Raw genomic sequence first — 17490 nt, forward strand, 5'->3', positions numbered from 1 at the left:
CATGCTTTCCGTGGCAGAAAAGTCCCTTTTATGGAAGATTTAACGAAATCTATGCCGGTATGCGAACTATGGATTCCATAAAGGAAACAATACGGTGTTTTAATGCATCTGTTGCACAGATCAACGGTAAGCGCACATAGGGTTTGGCAAGGCCTAAATATTCTATCATTACTTTGATGCCCGCAGGATTACCTTCTTCAAAGATAAGCTGCATTCCTTCCTGCATTTTATAATGAAGTTTAAAAGCTTCTTCTACATTACCATTTATACCTTCATGTACCATACTTGAAAATTCTAAAGGTAAACCCTGCCCTATTACAGATATTACACCTTCACCACCTGCTACTATGGTAGGCAATGCAGTGATATCATCACCGGACAATACCAAAAAACCTTTGGGCCGCTTAGAGATTAATTCTTGAATTTGAACCATATCTCCACAAGCTTCCTTGACGGCAACTATATTTTCAAAGTTTCTGGCTAACCTTACTACGGTATTGGGCAACATATTGCTTCCTGTTCTACCTGGTACATTATATAAGATAATTGGCAACGGAGATGCTAAGGAAATAGCCTTAAAATGTTGATAAATGCCTTCTTGAGTAGGCTTGTTATAATATGGAGAGACAGACAAAATTGCTGTGTATGCAGAAAGATTTAGGGTTTGTAGTTCCTCTACAAGCCCCATAGTATTATTACCCCCTACACCAAGTACCAACGGTAACCTTCCTGAATTGGCCTCCTCTACGGTATCCATGACAAGCTGCTTTTCTGCCTTGGTCAATGTTACGGATTCTGCAGTGGTTCCCAAAACCACTAAATAATCTATATTTCGTTCAATATTATAGGCTACTACTTGTTTCAGAGCTGCCACATCTATTGTTCCATCTTCCTTAAAAGGCGTAATCAACGCAACGCCTGCTCCTTGTAATTCTTTCATAACTAAATCTCCTTAAAAATGCCTAAGTATTTTTTCAGCTCTTTTTTAAATATCTGAAAATCCTTTAAAGGCGTATCAATAATTAAATCGTTGTACAATGGGCCTACTTCTTTAAACCCAACTTTTAATCTCGCTTTTGTTTTTACCGTCATCAAGTTCAACAAAAGACTATCTTCATCATAATAATTTACCAAAAGGTCATACTCCCTTCCCAAAAACTCATGGGCATAACTATTGGCTATTTCTCCGTTCCACCCTAAATCCTTATCTGAAAATACAGGTGTAGCATAGGGAGAATTTTTATCATATAATCGCTTGTATCCTATAATTTTAACTGCATTTGGACGCAAAGAAAATTCTTCCTGAAACTGAAAAAACACTTCAGATTTTTGAAACCTATCCAAATCAACAATACAACCTAAAGAACGTATTCCTTTTTTCTCTCGTGTTACCACTACAGGCTTAACCGATAATTGTTTTAATAATTTTCGACCAGATTTCTGTTTGAACTTGTCCTTAATAACTTTTAAAAACATGTATTTTTACATTTACACAAATGTAAATAATATCCCTGCAATTATATGGCGAAGTTAAAACACTTTGGTTATTTAAAAATAAAACACTTTGTTGTATTTATAACAATTAGCGTTGTCTTATCTTGTAAGAATGAAAAATTAAACCTTGAACATATTGAAGGAAATAGGGTTAGCGTAGATAGCAGTTCTCTGGAAGTTGATTCAATACAAAAATTTATAAAGCCCTATCATGATAGAATTGAGGAAATCTTGAATGAACCTCTGGCCTATTCCCCTAAAACCATTACAAAAACAGATGGGCAATACAACACTACAGCCGGAAATTTAATGGCAGATATTGTTTTGCAACAAACCAATCCCGTTTTTAAAAAACGAACCGGTAATGATCTTGATTTTGTTCTTTTAAATCACGGCGGTATACGCGCTACCATTTCAAAAGGAAATGTAACGGCCAGAACTGCCTATGAGGTTATGCCATTTGAAAATACGGTAGTTGTGGCAGAATTAAAGGGTACTACTATTTCAAAAATGCTAGATTACCTGATAAAGGCCAAACGTGCCCACCCACTTGCCGGAGTAGAATTAGCATTAAACAAGGATGGTTCCGTTAAAAGTTTCAGCATTGGTGGAGCTGCTTTAGATTTGGACAGAAATTATTTTGTAGCAACCTCTAACTATCTAATTACAGGTGGAGACAATATGAATTTTTTTAAGGAATATGTCAGTATTACCGAAACCGGATATAAAATACGAAATGCCATGATCGATTATTTTACAAAGGTCGATACTTTGGCGCCTAGAATAGACTCAAGATTTTATCAACTACAGTAAATGAAAAGAAGAACGTTTATTAAAAATACCGCAGCATCTTCCGGGTTATTGACTTTGGGCGGACTTGGATTGAATGGGTGTGCTTCCTCTTCCAATAAACATATTACCATACTTCATACCAATGACGTGCATAGCCATATAGATGCTTTCCCAAAAAAACATGCGGAGTTTCCCGGTCTCGGTGGTTTGGCTCGTAGAGCGGGACTGGTACAACGCATTAGAAAAGAAAATCCCAATACATTATTATTGGATGCCGGCGATATTTTTCAAGGCACTCCGTATTTTAATTTTTACGGGGGAGAATTGGAATTTAAATTGATGAGCAAGCTCAACTATGATGGGGCAACATTAGGAAACCATGATTTTGACAACGGTATAGACGGACTACTGGCACAAATGCCTCATGCTAAATTCGATTTTATAACGGCCAATTATGATTTTACGAATACACCGCTACACGGACTTACCAAACCCTATAAAACATATATAAAAGACGGTATTAAAATTGGCGTGTATGGTTTAGGTATTGAGCTAAACGGCTTGGTAAGCAAACAACTATACCAAGAAACCAAGTATTTGGACCCTTTTGAGCTAGCGTTGGATACAGAACAGCGCTTAAAAAAAGACGAGCAGTGTAATTTAATAATCTGCCTATCCCATTTAGGTTATGAATATTCGTCCCCCAATAAACCCGATGATTTAAAACTGGCCAAACGAACAAAATACACCGATTTAATTATAGGTGGCCATACCCATACATTCTTGGAAAAACCCACTTTGGTGAGCAACGCCAATGATAGAGATATCTTAGTTAATCAAGTAGGTTGTTTTGGGGTTTACCTTGGTAGAATTGATTTTCATTTTAATTCCGAAAGCAATGCAGCTTCAGGCTACACAATAAAAGTCTAATTTTATAACCATGTGCCAATTATTACGAACAAACTCTACGAATCCGGAATTTATAACCTTGGTTTCCCTATTGGATGCCGACCTTGCTCAACGCGATGGTAAGGACCACAGTTTTTATGCACAATTCAACGGTATTACCCATTTAAATCATGTCATTGTTCTATACCAGAACAACACACCTGTAGCTTGTGGTGCTATTAAAGAATATAATGACACTACCGTGGAGGTAAAACGTATGTTCGTACAACCTGAACATCGGGGCAAAGGTTACGCTTCAAAAGTCTTAGTAGCACTTGAAAATTGGTCCAAAGAGTTGGGACATAAATCTACAATTCTTGAAACCGGTTTGCGGCAGCCAGAGGCCATTGCACTCTATAAAAAGAACGGATATGAAATCATTGACAATTATCCGCCCTATGTGGGAATTGAAAATAGCGTTTGCTTTAAAAAAGACTTATAAACAAAACATTATATCGTCATCTACGGTGATATTATTTTGCGCTATGCCAAAACACTGACCAATCTATTGGTTTTTATTAGTGTATTAAGTACATTTAAATTTTATTTTGTTTATGAGAAAGATTCTATTGACTGTTTTGTTACTACCAAAGCTATTGTTATCCCAATTTCAAATTGTTGATAAGGAAATTGATAATGAGCTTTATTTTCCTATCGTGTCTACGAGAATGTCCACGGCAATTTATCAGGATGACAATGATTTTCCGGTCGTAAAAAAATCCATCCATCTTTTTGCAGATGATATGCAACGCATTACGGATCAACGACCTTCTATTATTTCCGATATCAAAAAAAATAAGGGTAATATAATACTCATTGGCACCCTTGGCCATAACAAACCTATTGATGATTTGGTCAAGACCAAAAAATTAAATGTATCCGCAATTAAAGGCCAGTCAGAAAGATTTATCATACAAACCTTAGAAAATCCCTTTAGAAAAAATCAAGACGTACTCGTCATTGTGGGCAGTGATAAACGTGGTACAGCTTATGGCACATTCAGTCTTTCCGAGGCTATGGGAGTTTCCCCATGGTACTATTGGGCCGATGTACCTGTGGAAAAGAAAAAAGAAATACACCTTAAGAACCTCAACTATACTTCTAAAGCACCCTCTGTAAAGTTTAGAGGTATTTTCTTGAACGATGAAGACTGGGGACTACTACCGTGGGCCGCAAAGAAAATGGATTCGGATATTCAAAATATTGGTCCAAACACCTATGAAAAAGTTTTTGAACTTGTATTGCGCCTAAAAGGAAACATGGTAGCACCCGCTATGCACGAGGTTACAAAAGCATTCTATACCGTTCCTGGAAATATGGAGATGGCAGATTCCTATGGTATTATGATAACGACCGCACATTGCGAACCCCTACTCTACAACAATGCTACGGAATGGAATAAAAATACCCAGGGAGAATGGAACTATGTTACCAACAAAAAAGAAATTAACCGTGTGCTTGATGAACGTGTAAAGGAGGCCAAGGAAAAAGAAAACATTTACACCATTGCCTTACGCGGTATGCATGATGAAGGCATGTCCGGTGGTTCTGATGAAGAAAAATTTAGAATGTTAGATGAAGCCATTAAGGACCAACGTGCTATTTTGACCAAATACATGAACGATCCTATTGTAGATGTTCCTCAAATATTTGTACCCTACAAAGAAGTCTTGGGACTGTACGAAAAAGGTCTTGAAGTACCGGAGGACATCATAATTGTTTGGCCAGATGACAATTATGGTTACATTAAAAAAGTTAGTAACAAAGAAGAACAAAAACGCTCTGGTGGTGCAGGTGTATACTACCATATATCCTATTTAGGTTGGCCAAATGATTATCTATGGCTAAACACTACCCCACCGGCACTTATGTATACAGAAATGCAAAAAGCTTATTCCTTGGGGGCAGATAAGTATTGGTTACTAAATGTTGGGGATATTAAACCCGGGGAATTGGGTATGCAACTGTTCATGGATATGGCATGGGATTTTGACCGCTTTTCTTTTGATAATATAAACGACTATCAAATAGAAAAGTTGACAGAAATCTTTGGTGAGTCTTACAGAAAAGACCTTGAATATATTTTAGACCGTTATTATTATCACGGATTTACCCGAAAACCGGAATATATGACGGGCGATTGGAAATGGAACAGCTTATATTCCAAAGAAAATGTAAAGGATACGGAATTTTCTTTTATTAACTACAAAGAAGCGGAAACCCGATTAGCCGAATATGCTAAAATTGCTCATATGGCATCGGAAATTTTAAATGAACTTCCTCAAGAAAAGAAAGCCGCTTTTTATGAAATGGTGTACTACCCCGTTAAAGGAGCTTCACTTTATAATCATGAAATGCTAGTAGCACAGAAAAATAGGTGGTACGCCAAGCAAAAAAGAGCCATTACCAATGAACTGGCGGCAGAAGTTACGGCATATCATGATTCCCTAGCAGAAATTACAAAAACCTATAACACCTTACTGGATGGGAAATGGAACGGAATGATGACCGCTCCGGGTTTCTTACCGGAAGTTCAAGTTTCCCCAACCCAAGAAATTGAAATACCCCAATCTGGACCCTTGGGCATTTTTGTTGAAGGAAATTCAAATGAAGGTATGGAGTTAACGCTTCCTCATTTTAGCAATTTAAAGGACCAATCACATTTTATAGAAGTATTTAACACAGGTAGCGAGCCTATGGAATATTCTATTAAGACTAGCGCTCCGTGGATAATGGTAGATAAACGCAAAGGGCGTATACAAACACAAGATAGAATTCATGTTACTATCAATTGGGAGGCGTTGCCTGTTGGACAACATGATGGAAAAATTACAGTACAATCTTCACCCAAAAATGTAAGCATAAACGTAATTGCAAATAAAGAAAGTTATCCAAACAGCAGCGCAATGTATGTACCCATTGATGGGGTAATTAGCATCAACCCTGCAAATTTTCATAGAAAAATAGAAAATAGCGGTATTCAATTTCAAAAAATTAAAGGGCTGGGGTATTCTAATGAAGCCTTACAATTGGGCAGCGCTACCTTAGATGAAGGGCACGGTTCTTTTGTGGCCTATGATTTTTTTATTGATGAGCCCGGGGAAGTAACCATCAACACTTATATGCTGCCCTTATTTGCAAAGGATAAAGAACATGGAACTGGCTATGGTATTCAGATAGATAACGAAAAAATGGTGGAGCAATCCAATTTTGTAAAGGAATATTCCCAAGAATGGGCCAAGAATATAATGAGAAATAGCGCTATGAATTCGGTAAGCGTTCATATTGATACCCCTGGAAAACATACCTTAAAAATATATGTTGTTGACCCTGGTATGGTGGTGCAAAAAATAGTTTTGGATGTTGGCGGATTAAAAAGTTCTTATTTGGGTCCCAATACGATGACCATAGACAATTTAAAGATGAAATAGCACTATACGAGCAAATCAAAAGGCTTTTATAACTTATTAGTTATCAATTTTTTAAAACTAAATAGCCCTAATTTGTGTTGTTATTTTTTACTAAATTTATCTAGCATCAATTTAAAAACAACTTCCATGACCAGCTTCGCTAAATTCAATTCCGCTATTTTATCATCCCTGTTAATCCTCTTATGTTTTAGCTCCGGTTTTTCACAAACCGAAATTTCATTCCCTGTTGAGGTAGGTGTCAAGCCTGAAAGTATTACCAAAGGTTTTCAAGGTAACTATTATGTTACTTTAATGAAAGGGAACGAAGAGGGTGATGGTGCCGTGGCAGAGATTTCTAAAGCAGGCGTAACAACATTTGCTGAGGGTTTTAATGAACCAAAGGGAATTGTCTTTCTTAATGATCATTTATATTTTTCCGATGTTACACGTATTTGGAAAGTTGACGATGAAGGAAACAAAAGTATATTCGTGGATAAGGCGGATTTTCCCGAAGAGGTACTATACTTAAACGATGTGGCTGTAGATGCTACAAGTAAGGGTATATATGTAGCCGATATGGGCGCTACGCAATATATGCGCAACGAAAATAATGAGCTTTGGCCTTTGGACAGTAAGGAAGCCAAACAGATACCTTCATTGGGCCGTATCTACCATATTGATCTACAGGGTAACATTACCATTGCACAGGATACAAATTCCCTAATGCCCAACCCTAATGGTGTAGGCATTGACAATGATGGTAATCTTATGGTCGGGGCGTTTTTTAAGGGAAATTTTTTGATCACACGTGAAGGTGAGCTAACGCCGCTAAAAGGAGGATTTAGAGGTGCCGATGCTGTAGAACAGGATAGTATGGGTAATTATTACATAAGCAGCTGGGCGTTGGGCACGGTATGGAAAATTGATGGTAAAACAGAGGAATCTACTATATTAAAAGATGGATTGGAATCTGCTGCCGATTTCTATTTGGAAGAGGATAAGGGGAGATTGTTATTACCAGATATGATGGCCGGTAAAATTCATTCGGTCAACATTACTAATTAACGGCTAATGATTATTGCTGTTTTCATTGGTATTATAAAAAGATATAGGTTTACATTCGCTTTTTAAAACCAAGTCCCTCCATTGCCAATGATAGATTTTTTAAACCAACAAGTATCAATAATATTGGTTATTGGTCTAGTTTTCATATTACTTTGTATTTCAGGTATATACTTCCGTCTGTTTCTAAGATTACGTAAAGCTCAACTAGACAATGACAGTGTTCTTGCAACAACTAAAACGGACTCCCACAATATCGCTTTTGGCTATGCATTGGAATGGTTAGAAAATTCAAAAAAAGCGATAGTACATAAACGTACATTGCCTGCCAATGAACGTAATGCGCTAGCAAGTGAAATAACCAAAAGACAACAATTGGTCGATTCATTTGAAAAACAACCTAGTACTGAGCATGTTTCTACTGAACAATTAAAGGGCACTTACCATATTCTAGGTTTTAACCAAAATAAAGAAGCAAGTAGGTATTCAGGATATTTACATGTAACTACTACCGGAACACACCGGGTTAATGCAGAATGGATTATAGATGGTGAACAGACCCAATTAGGAACAGGTTTTTATCATAACAATATTTTAGTAATTAATTTTTCTTACGAAGGAGATGCGCGCAAAATATATAAGGGCGTTGTGGTATACCGGGTAATCAATAAAAATATCTTAAACGGATTTTGGTCTGAAAAACATGGCAATGATGCCTATTTGGGTATTGAAGAATGCCGCAGATTAAACAAGTCTGAAACTCTTTTTAATACAGCACAACTGAATTAGATAATGCCACTTTGTTATTATTTTAATAACCTGGCCTTGTCACAAAACCCAGTAAAGATTCATTTTTTATCTAATATAAATTCCACTAATACCTGCAGCTCCTCATTCAACGAAATATCTGGATAGTTCCTATTTGCCAATCTATACCAATATCCCGCATTAAAACGGTCTCCCTCTTTTCTGTGAAGGTAGGCATGCATCCAACTTCCTAATGAGTTATGTAGCTCCTGTGCAATATTATGTGCAGCTTCCCAATTTCCTTTTGCATCAAACCACATGGCTTTTAAGGCTTCTGGCCATTGTTTTGGGGGTTGGGACATTTGTAATGTCCTCTCAAACTCCGTATAGTTTTGTGGAATCATGTTGTAACTCTTTTTACTAATTTACCCACCGTTAATCCTTGACCTATTATTGAAAATACCACCACAATATAGGTGATGACCAAAAAAACATCTCTATGCATTGCATCCGTTAGTCCTAAGGCCAAGGCAATAGATATACCGCCCCTTAATCCACCCCAGGTCATAACCAAATTGGTCCTAGGTACAAAATCCAATTTTTTCTCAAAAAATTTAATGGGCATCAATAACGATAAATACCTACAGAGTAATACCAGTGGTATGGCCATTAAACCGGCTATGATATAATCCATTTTAAACGATAGCACCAACATTTCCATTCCGATCAAAACAAATAACAAGGTGTTCAAAAGTATATCTAACAATTCCCAAAACTTGTCTACATAGGTTTCGGTTGTTTTGGACATTGCCGAGTTACGCACCGTATCATTTCCTACTACCAAACCGGCCGCCACCATGGCCAAGGGTGCGGATAAATGAAATTTCTGTGCCACCAAGGTACCCACCATTACCGTAGCCAAGGTGATGATAACCTCAATATCATAATCATCTATAGATCTCATTAACTTGTACGTTCCCCAACCCAGGGCAAGACCTAACGCCAAACCGCCAATTACCTCAACCCCAAAAAGCTCTAAAATTTCTAAGGGGGAAACTGCTACCTCAGTAGAAGATGCCAGTTGAAATATGGTAAGAAATACTACGACACCTACTCCGTCATTGAACAATGATTCTCCCACTATCTTGGTTTCCAACTTTTTTGGGGCTCCTGCTTTTTTTAAGATCCCCAATACCGCAATAGGATCCGTTGGTGAAATTAAAGAACCAAACAGCAGGCAGTATATAAATGCAATATTCATACCTAATAGCTGAAGCAGATAATACATACTGGTACCTACTAGAAATGTAGAAACCAAAACACCTAAGGTAGAGAATACCAAAATTGGCCAACGCTGAACCTTTAATTGCTCAAAATTAGTGTGCAATGCACCGGCAAACAGCAAAAAACTTAACATGATATCCAATAAAACAGATTTAAAATCTATCTGTGTAATAATGTACCGTTCCGCATTAATTAACGTATCGTCCACGTATCCGATAACAAATACCACCAAGGTAAATACAATGGTAATCAACATTAAACCAATACTGTTGGGCAACTTTAAAAATCTTGCATTGATATAACCAAAAATGGCCGATAGAAATACTAGTACCGATGTTATTGTGAAAATATCCATATTCATATTTAAGTTAACATGTTTAAAAATTCCTGTTCGCTAATAATGGGAACACCCAATTTTTCAGCTTTATTACGTTTACTAGGGCCCATTTTATCCCCGGCTACCAAGTATGTGGTCTTAGAAGATATAGATGACCCTACTTTACCACCATTATCCTCTATTTTCTTTTTAAGTTCATCTCTGCTCAATTGTTCAAATACACCAGAAACCACAAAAGTACTGCCTTCCAATATTGTAGTCTGATTTTGTAACTTTTCTGCTGAAATAGACATTTGCACCCCATAACTCCTTAATCGTTCAATAGCATTGATGTTCTTTTCGTTGGAAAAAAAGTCGATTACACTTTCGGCTATTCGCTCCCCTATTTCATCTACAGCAATTAAATGCTCCAAGGGCGCTTCTTTTAAAGCATCTATATTTTTATAGGCCTTTGCCAACTTTTTAGCAACGGTTTCCCCTACATAACGTATACCCAGCGCAAAGAGTACCCGCTCAAAAGGTACTTGTACAGAATCCGCAACGCCTTTGACCAAGTTCTCGGCAGATTTATCGGCCATACGTTCCAATGGTAAAATATCCTCCTTTGTCAATTTATATAAATCCGCATAGTCATTAATCAGTCCTTCCTTGAACAACAACTCTACCGTTTCACCGCCCAATCCTTCAATATCCATAGCCTTTCGTGATATAAAGTGTTGTATACGTCCGGTTATTTGAGGCGGACAACCGTATTCATTGGGGCAATAATGTTTGGCATCACCCGCAGTACGTGTTAATGGGGTTCCGCACTCCGGACATTCCTGAATATATTCCGTTGGGTTTGAATCTGCCGGTCTTTTGGTTAGGTCTACCGCAATGATCTTGGGTATAATCTCCCCTCCTTTTTCAACAAAAACGGTATCGCCTACACGAACATCCAATTTCTCAATTTGGTCCGCATTATGTAAGGATGCCCTTTTTACGGTAGTTCCTGCCAACAATACCGGTGTTAAATTGGCAACGGGCGTAATGGCTCCCGTACGCCCTACTTGATATGTTATTTCGTTTAGAGTAGTAAAGACTTGCTCCGCCTTAAACTTATAGGCCATGGCCCATCTTGGCGCTTTTGCAGTATACCCTAATTCCTCTTGATGTTGCAAGCTGTTGACCTTGACCACCACCCCATCCGTTTCATAAGGCAGCTCATGACGTTTACCGTCCCATTCCTCTATAAATGTCATGACCTCCTCCGTTGTCTTACACAATTTGGCTACCGTAGGTACTTTAAAGCCCCATTGCCTAGCCTTTTCCAACATTTGAAACTGCGTATCAATATTTAAATTTCTTCCTACAATACTATACAATAAACATTCTAACGGCCGTTGTGCAACTATGCTGCTATCTTGTAGTTTTAAGCTACCGGATGCAGTATTCCTAGGATTCATGTAAGGTTCTTCCCCTTTGGCCACCCGTTCTTCGTTCATTTTTAAGAAACCATCAAAGGGCAATACAATTTCGCCCCTAATATCAAACTTTTCTGGGTAATCTCCTTTTAACTGTAATGGTACGGATTTTATGGTTTTTATATTATTGGTGACATCATCTCCCTGTATACCATCACCACGAGTAACGGCTTTTACCAATTTTCCTTTTTCATAGGTGATACTTATAGATGCACCATCGTATTTTAACTCACAAGTAAAAGTTACAGGAACATCTCCCAGATTACGCTGAATACGCTTTTCCCAATCCTCTAAATCTTCCTTGGAATAGGAATTGTCCAAAGAGTACATACGGTGTTCATGAACTACGGTCTCAAAATTTTTGGTAATCATACCACCCACTCTTAAGGATGGAGAGCTGGAATCATAAAATTCAGGATGCTTTGCTTCCAATTCCTGCAGTTCCTTAAGTTTCATATCAAATTCAAAATCCGATATGGTAGGATTGTCCAAAACATAATAATTGTAATTATGCTCACGTAGCTCTTTTCGTAATTCTAATATTCTCGCTTCCATGTACTTATAGTTGCTCTTTACTGATCCATTTATATGTAGGAATCGGTTGTTAACCTTTTACTTCTCAAAAAAACTCTCCATACCCCCTAATTCCAAACTATTTTTTAACTCTTCTATATTCTTAAACACAACCCCTACCACTACCGTAAAAGACCAAAATACTACTCATTTAGTATTCCCTTTAGCATTCTATCATTCCCATACAGGTCCTTACGTAATTCTACAGTATTAAAGTTAGATTTATACAATAATTGCTTTGTTTCCTCACCTAAATACTGATTTATTTCTAAATACAAACTACCATTCTTATGTAATTGCTTGGTGGCAAAGTCTACAATGGCCTTGTAAAATTTTAACGGATTTTCATCTGGAACAAATAATGCCAGTCCAGGTTCATTATTCAATACATTATTGCGCATATTGGTTTTCTCCAGCTCTCTTACATAGGGTGGATTAGAAACAATAACATCATAACTTTGTTCACCTTCTCCTTGACTCCCTAACATATCCGCTTCACGAAAATCTACTTGTACACCAAGCGTCTCTGCGTTTTCTTTTGCAATGGATAAAGCTTGAGGGGAGATATCCAATGCCGTTATATAAGCGTTGGGCAAATGTTTGGCCAATGAAATGGGTATACATCCACTACCCGTTCCCATATCCAAAATCTTTATGGACTTACCAACATCTGCTATATCATCCAAAATCCAACGTACCAATTCCTCGGTTTCAGGTCTGGGTATCAGCACATGTTCGTTCACCTTAAATTCCAAATCCATAAAATGGGCAACCCCGGTAATATATTGAATAGGCTTCTCTTGTTTTAGCTCAGCTAACGCATGAAACAAAATTGTTTCTTTATTTTTGTCTATAACCAAATTAGGCTGTATAGCTAGTACAAACCGCTCTAACTTAAAATAGTGTTCAATGAGCACATAGAAAAAACTAGCGACTTCATCCTTACCATAAATAGGATTTAGCTCTACATGAAATATGTTCTTTATTTCCCGTAATAACACAATTAAAGGTTTTTAAGCATGAAAACGGGACAAGAATAATGGCCAGTATCTCCCATTCTAGCATCAATATATTTAAACCCCATTTTCTTATATAGTTTTTGTGCTGCCTCCATATAGGGCATAGTTTCCAAATAGCAGGATTCAAAACCATATGCCTTGGCTCGTTCCAAACAAACAGAAATCATTTTATGACCTATACCCTTTCCTCTAGCAGATTCCAAGAAGTACATTTTCTGAAGTTCGCATACATTGCCTTCATAATTGTCCAATTGGGCAATACCGGCACATCCTAAAATTGCTCCCTTTTCCTCTACTACAAAATAAGTAGCCTTAGGTCTGTCATAATGCTGGTACATTTGATCTAATGAAGGGTCCTCATATGCAGTACCCACCTTTGGAACTCCCAAATCTATCAGCACTTGCCTAACTACCTTTGCAACTTTGGCATTATCCTCTTTTTTGATTTCCCTGATGACAACATTTTCCATGGTAAAAAGACAATAGGTATTAAAGTACTATTTTTGATCCGTGAAGATACGTGATATGCACAAAAAGGTAAAGTTTGATGTCTAATAATAATGCTAAGCCAAGTAAAAAAGCATCCCCATTATTGGATTCGCCATCCGATGATGAAAAATTTATGTTGCGATGCATACAAATAGCAAAAAACGGACTTGGCACTACAGCTCCCAACCCCATGGTTGGTGCCGTTATAGTACATGAGGGAGAAATTATTGGGGAAGGGTATACCAGTAGATACGGAGGACCTCATGCAGAGGTCAATGCCGTAAATTCCGTAGAAGACCAATCACTTTTAAAAAATGCCACGATATATGTAACCTTGGAACCTTGCTCCCACTATGGAAAAACACCGCCCTGTGCAGATCTGCTCATTAAAGTAGGAATTGCAAGAGTAGTCATTGGGTTATTGGATCCTCATGAAAAGGTAGCCGGTAATGGAATAAAGAAATTAAAAGAAGCGGGATGTACCGTAGAAGTCGGTGTCCTAGAAAACGAATGTAAAGAACACCACAAACGCTTTTTAACCAACTGCATAAAGAAAAGACCGTATATTATTTTAAAATGGGCGGAGACGGCAGACGGTTTTATAGCACCGGACCTGGAGCAACGAAGCAAAACAAAGGAACCTTTTTGGATAACCAACACTCGTTCAAGGCAATTAGTCCATAAATGGCGGAGTGAAGAACCCGGCATCCTTGTAGGCACCAATACCGTAATGGCAGACAACCCTAAACTGAATGTAAGAGACTGGACCGGAAAACAACCCACACGCATTGTTCTTGATAAAAACTTAAAAATACCAGCAGGGTTTCACGTGTATAACGGAAAGCAACACACTATTGTTTGTACTGAAATTGAGGACGATAAACGATATAACCCAAAAGTAACTTATAACATAGTAAATTTTGAAGCAGATTTGGTGCACCAACTATGTAATATTTTATACAAAGAAAAAATACAGAGTGTCATTATAGAGGGCGGTTTAGGTACCTTGCAAAGTTTTATTGATGCAAATCTTTGGGATGAGGCCAGAGCTTTTAAAGGACCCAACAATTTTGGCAAAGGCTTGTCCGCACCAAAAATAGAAGGACAAACAGTAAAACAGATTCAAATTCTAAACGACCAACTAACCATCATAAAAAATGATTAAGAACATCATATTTGATTTTGGAGATATCTTCATAAATCTAAACAAACAAGCACCTTTATTGGAAATGGCAAAATTTGGATTTACGGAATTGACTCCTGAATTAGACACTATTTTCAAGGATTATGAAATGGGACTAATGAGTTCTAAAACGTTTCTGCTTAGTCTACAATCCGTTTTCCCAACTGCAAGCATAGAACAAATTAAAGATGCTTGGAATTCCATCATTTTGGATTTTCCTGAAAATCGCCTAAAGTTTATTGAGGAACTACGTCAAGAAAACAACTATAGACTATTTCTGTTGAGCAATACCAATGACCTACATATTGAAAAGGTCATATCCTCTATGGGCATTGATCGCTTTAACAGATTCAAAGCTTGTTTTGAAGTGTTTTACCTTTCACAGGAAATGAAAATGCGAAAACCAAATGCGGATATTTATGAGTACGTATTAAAACAAAATAACTTGAAGGCCAATGAGACCTTTTTTGTGGACGATACCAAGGAAAATACGGATAGCGCCGCCAAATTGGGAATTCATTGTTGGAATTTACAAGTGGACAAAGAAGACATTCAAGAAATTACAAGGCATCTATAAATGATTCACTTAGCGCTAAGTATTCTATTTTCCAGCTTGATTTTTGTTGTATTTAAGCTTTATGCCAAATACGGGGTTCAGACCCTTTTTGCCATTATCGTAAATTATGCCGTGGCCTGTGTTGTTGGCCTTTTTAATTATGAAGGCTCTATTAAGCTAATCAATGTTCCGCAAAGATCGTGGTTCTGGGGCAGCCTTTTTCTAGGTCTGTTATTCATACTTATATTTAATTTAATGGCTGCAACTTCTCAAAAATTAGGAGTGTCCGTAGCATCTGTAGCCACTAAAATGTCATTGACCATCCCTGTGCTTTTTGGAGTCTTCCATTATAAGGAAATTCTTGGCATATTGGAGATTACAGGGATCATCCTAGCATTGTTGGCGGTTTATTTTGCATCTTTAAAAGAACAGAAAATTAAAGCTAACAAATGGGCATTTGCCTTGCCTATAATGGTATTTCTTGGTTCTGGCATTATAGATACCAGTATTAAATATTTTCAAGATGCCCATATGCAAGAAGTAGAATATGCCTTATTTTCAGCCACCGTATTTGGTTCTGCAGGTATTATAGGATTATTTTTTGTTGGCTTTAAATCCACCAAAATCCCTATAAAATTCAACCTTAAAAATATCATTGGTGGTATTTGTCTAGGCATCCCCAACTACTTTTCCATTTATTATCTATTAAAGGCTTTACAACATCCTACTTGGAACAGTGCCTCTATATTTACCATTAACAATGTGGCCATAGTCATGTTTTCTACCCTTTTGGGCATTGTTCTGTTCAAGGAAAAATTGACTTCTAAAAATTGGTTAGGTATTGGTCTAGCCATATGTAGCATAGTAATGGTGGCCTTTGGACAACAACTAATGCTATTATTATAAACATACTGTTCAACGATTTTATGGATTCTTACAGAACGATATCAAAACCTACGGAACCTATTCTTTTTAAAGAAAAAAAGAGTAAGTTTTTTGGGTATTGCTTTCCGGTTTCCAATGAAGAGGAAGTTAAAGCGTATATAGAGTTGCTAAGAAAAGAATACCCTACGGCCAACCATGTCTGTTACGCATGGCAACTTGGTATTACTACTAAATCTTACCGTGCCAATGATGACGGAGAACCCAACAACTCTGCTGGCATGCCTATTTACGGACAAATACAATCCTTTGACGTAACCAATACCTTAGTTGCCGTTGTCCGTATTTTTGGAGGAACCAAACTAGGCGTTGGCGGACTAATTACAGCCTACAAAGAATCTGCAAAACTGGCATTGGAAAATGCCACCATTCTAACCAAAATTATTAAAAAGCAGTTTAAAATTGAATTTGAATATGCGGAAATGGATGTTGTAATGCGCTTAATAAAAAAACATCAACTTCAGATTATTTCCCAAGAATTGCATTTAACGTGTATTATGATTGTATCTGTTAAAAGAAGTGATTTTAAACGCATTCTGGACCTTTTTAAAGCACAACATAAATTAAAGATCAGCACTAAAGATTAGCGATCAATAATTCAATTTTTTCAATAACTCCTCAGGACACCTAGTAGGTCTTTTTCGTTTAGAATCCATAAATACCAAAACCGTATTAGCTGTAGCCAGTAGGTCACCTGCTTCATTGGTTATTTCATAGTCAAATTCTATTCTGACTACGGGTTTTTTATTCAAAATGACCTTTACCGTAATCAAGTCATCATACAAAGCAGGTTTTAAATAGTTAATGGACAAGCTTATAACAGGAAGCATAATACCCTCTTCTTCCATTTTTTTGTAGGAAATTCCCAACAACCTTAACCACTCTACCCTGGCCATCTCTAAATATTGTGCATAGTTGCCATGATAGACAACGCCCATTTGGTCGGTTTCACTATATCTTATTCTAAAAGAAATTTGATTTGATCGCATTTAATTGGAGTAAAAAGTATATATTTAAAAGCTCCCCGTAAGGGCAAACGAACATGAGAAAAAAAAAGGTGATAATCAATGATAATCGATTTTTTTTTTAAATAAATTGTTCACATATTTGCCCAAGTTGAATGAGAACCTTGATTGAATTTTTTCAATCACTTTTAGCTAAGTGCTAACCTTAAAAAGTGAAGATTTTATT

General features: G+C 37.1%; 18 protein-coding genes. 10 read left to right on the top strand and 8 right to left on the bottom strand.

Annotation, left to right across the window (positions count from 1 at the left end; genetic code table 11):
• Positions 1-49: 49 nt before the first annotated feature.
• Both dapA and ABVM52_RS17820 read right to left on the bottom strand, forming a co-directional pair.
• On the bottom strand, positions 50-940 hold the full coding sequence (gene dapA, locus ABVM52_RS17815; RefSeq protein ID WP_405382427.1) for a 4-hydroxy-tetrahydrodipicolinate synthase: 891 nt from the start codon (positions 938-940) through the stop codon (positions 50-52).
• A 2-nt stretch (positions 941-942) separates the two neighbouring features.
• Positions 943-1476: a DUF6913 domain-containing protein gene (locus ABVM52_RS17820; protein ID WP_405382428.1), complete on the bottom strand. Its 534-nt coding sequence runs from the start codon at positions 1474-1476 to the stop codon at positions 943-945.
• 45 nt (positions 1477-1521) lie between these two features.
• Between ABVM52_RS17820 and ABVM52_RS17825 the strand changes: the two genes are divergently transcribed.
• From ABVM52_RS17825 to ABVM52_RS17850, 6 genes are all read left to right on the top strand, one after another.
• Positions 1522-2307 (top strand): 5'-nucleotidase C-terminal domain-containing protein, encoded by a 786-nt coding sequence (locus ABVM52_RS17825; protein WP_405382429.1) that lies wholly within the window; start codon positions 1522-1524, stop codon positions 2305-2307.
• The gene (locus tag ABVM52_RS17830) at positions 2308-3216 is read left to right on the top strand and encodes a metallophosphatase (RefSeq protein WP_405382430.1); all 909 of its coding nucleotides are present in this window, start codon (positions 2308-2310) and stop codon (positions 3214-3216) included. It begins immediately after the preceding gene.
• Positions 3217-3226: 10 nt separating this feature from the next.
• Positions 3227-3676, top strand: coding sequence for a GNAT family N-acetyltransferase (locus ABVM52_RS17835; protein WP_405382431.1), 450 nt, complete (start codon positions 3227-3229; stop codon positions 3674-3676).
• Between the two features lie 112 nt (positions 3677-3788).
• Positions 3789-6665, top strand: coding sequence for a glycosyl hydrolase 115 family protein (locus ABVM52_RS17840; RefSeq protein WP_405382432.1), 2877 nt, complete (start codon positions 3789-3791; stop codon positions 6663-6665).
• 126 nt (positions 6666-6791) lie between these two features.
• Positions 6792-7709, top strand: coding sequence for an SMP-30/gluconolactonase/LRE family protein (locus ABVM52_RS17845; RefSeq protein WP_405382433.1), 918 nt, complete (start codon positions 6792-6794; stop codon positions 7707-7709).
• 87 nt (positions 7710-7796) lie between these two features.
• A complete protein-coding gene (locus ABVM52_RS17850) occupies positions 7797-8495 on the top strand; it encodes a hypothetical protein (RefSeq protein WP_405382434.1) in 699 nt (232 codons plus the stop codon).
• 59 nt (positions 8496-8554) lie between these two features.
• On the opposite strand, the gene ABVM52_RS17855 is transcribed toward ABVM52_RS17850, so the two are convergent.
• From ABVM52_RS17855 to ABVM52_RS17875, 5 genes are all read right to left on the bottom strand, one after another.
• Positions 8555-8857 carry a hypothetical protein gene (locus ABVM52_RS17855; protein WP_405382435.1) on the bottom strand — a complete coding sequence of 101 codons (303 nt, stop codon included), beginning with the start codon at positions 8855-8857 and terminating at the stop codon, positions 8555-8557.
• Positions 8854-10092 carry a cation:proton antiporter gene (locus tag ABVM52_RS17860; RefSeq protein WP_405382436.1) on the bottom strand — a complete coding sequence of 413 codons (1239 nt, stop codon included), beginning with the start codon at positions 10090-10092 and terminating at the stop codon, positions 8854-8856. The genes ABVM52_RS17855 and ABVM52_RS17860 overlap by 4 nt, the downstream gene beginning before the upstream one ends.
• Positions 10093-10100: 8 nt before the next feature.
• Positions 10101-12092: an NAD-dependent DNA ligase LigA gene (gene ligA, locus ABVM52_RS17865; protein WP_405382437.1), complete on the bottom strand. Its 1992-nt coding sequence runs from the start codon at positions 12090-12092 to the stop codon at positions 10101-10103.
• A gap of 161 nt (positions 12093-12253) precedes the next feature.
• Positions 12254-13111, bottom strand: coding sequence for a peptide chain release factor N(5)-glutamine methyltransferase (gene prmC, locus ABVM52_RS17870; protein WP_405382438.1), 858 nt, complete (start codon positions 13109-13111; stop codon positions 12254-12256).
• Between the two features lie 2 nt (positions 13112-13113).
• Positions 13114-13599 carry a GNAT family N-acetyltransferase gene (locus tag ABVM52_RS17875; protein ID WP_405382439.1) on the bottom strand — a complete coding sequence of 162 codons (486 nt, stop codon included), beginning with the start codon at positions 13597-13599 and terminating at the stop codon, positions 13114-13116.
• A gap of 77 nt (positions 13600-13676) precedes the next feature.
• Between ABVM52_RS17875 and ribD the strand changes: the two genes are divergently transcribed.
• From ribD to ABVM52_RS17895, 4 genes are read left to right on the top strand one after another with little or no spacing between them, the layout of a single operon-like run.
• On the top strand, positions 13677-14783 hold the full coding sequence (ribD, locus tag ABVM52_RS17880) for a bifunctional diaminohydroxyphosphoribosylaminopyrimidine deaminase/5-amino-6-(5-phosphoribosylamino)uracil reductase RibD (protein ID WP_405382440.1): 1107 nt from the start codon (positions 13677-13679) through the stop codon (positions 14781-14783).
• On the top strand, positions 14776-15378 hold the full coding sequence (locus tag ABVM52_RS17885) for an HAD family hydrolase (protein WP_405382441.1): 603 nt from the start codon (positions 14776-14778) through the stop codon (positions 15376-15378). Before ribD ends, ABVM52_RS17885 begins: the two co-directional genes overlap by 8 nt.
• Positions 15379-16263, top strand: a complete 885-nt coding sequence (locus ABVM52_RS17890; protein WP_405382442.1) for an EamA family transporter — start codon at positions 15379-15381, stop codon at positions 16261-16263. It begins immediately after the preceding gene.
• Between the two features lie 20 nt (positions 16264-16283).
• Positions 16284-16886 carry an IMPACT family protein gene (locus ABVM52_RS17895; protein ID WP_405382443.1) on the top strand — a complete coding sequence of 201 codons (603 nt, stop codon included), beginning with the start codon at positions 16284-16286 and terminating at the stop codon, positions 16884-16886.
• 3 nt (positions 16887-16889) lie between these two features.
• Here ABVM52_RS17895 and ABVM52_RS17900 read toward each other — a convergent pair whose 3' ends face one another.
• On the bottom strand, positions 16890-17288 hold the full coding sequence (locus tag ABVM52_RS17900) for an acyl-CoA thioesterase (RefSeq protein ID WP_405382445.1): 399 nt from the start codon (positions 17286-17288) through the stop codon (positions 16890-16892).
• Positions 17289-17490: the final 202 nt, after the last annotated feature.

This window comes from Maribacter sp. LLG6340-A2, assembly GCF_045057105.1.
Classification (GTDB): Bacteria; Bacteroidota; Bacteroidia; order Flavobacteriales; family Flavobacteriaceae; genus Maribacter.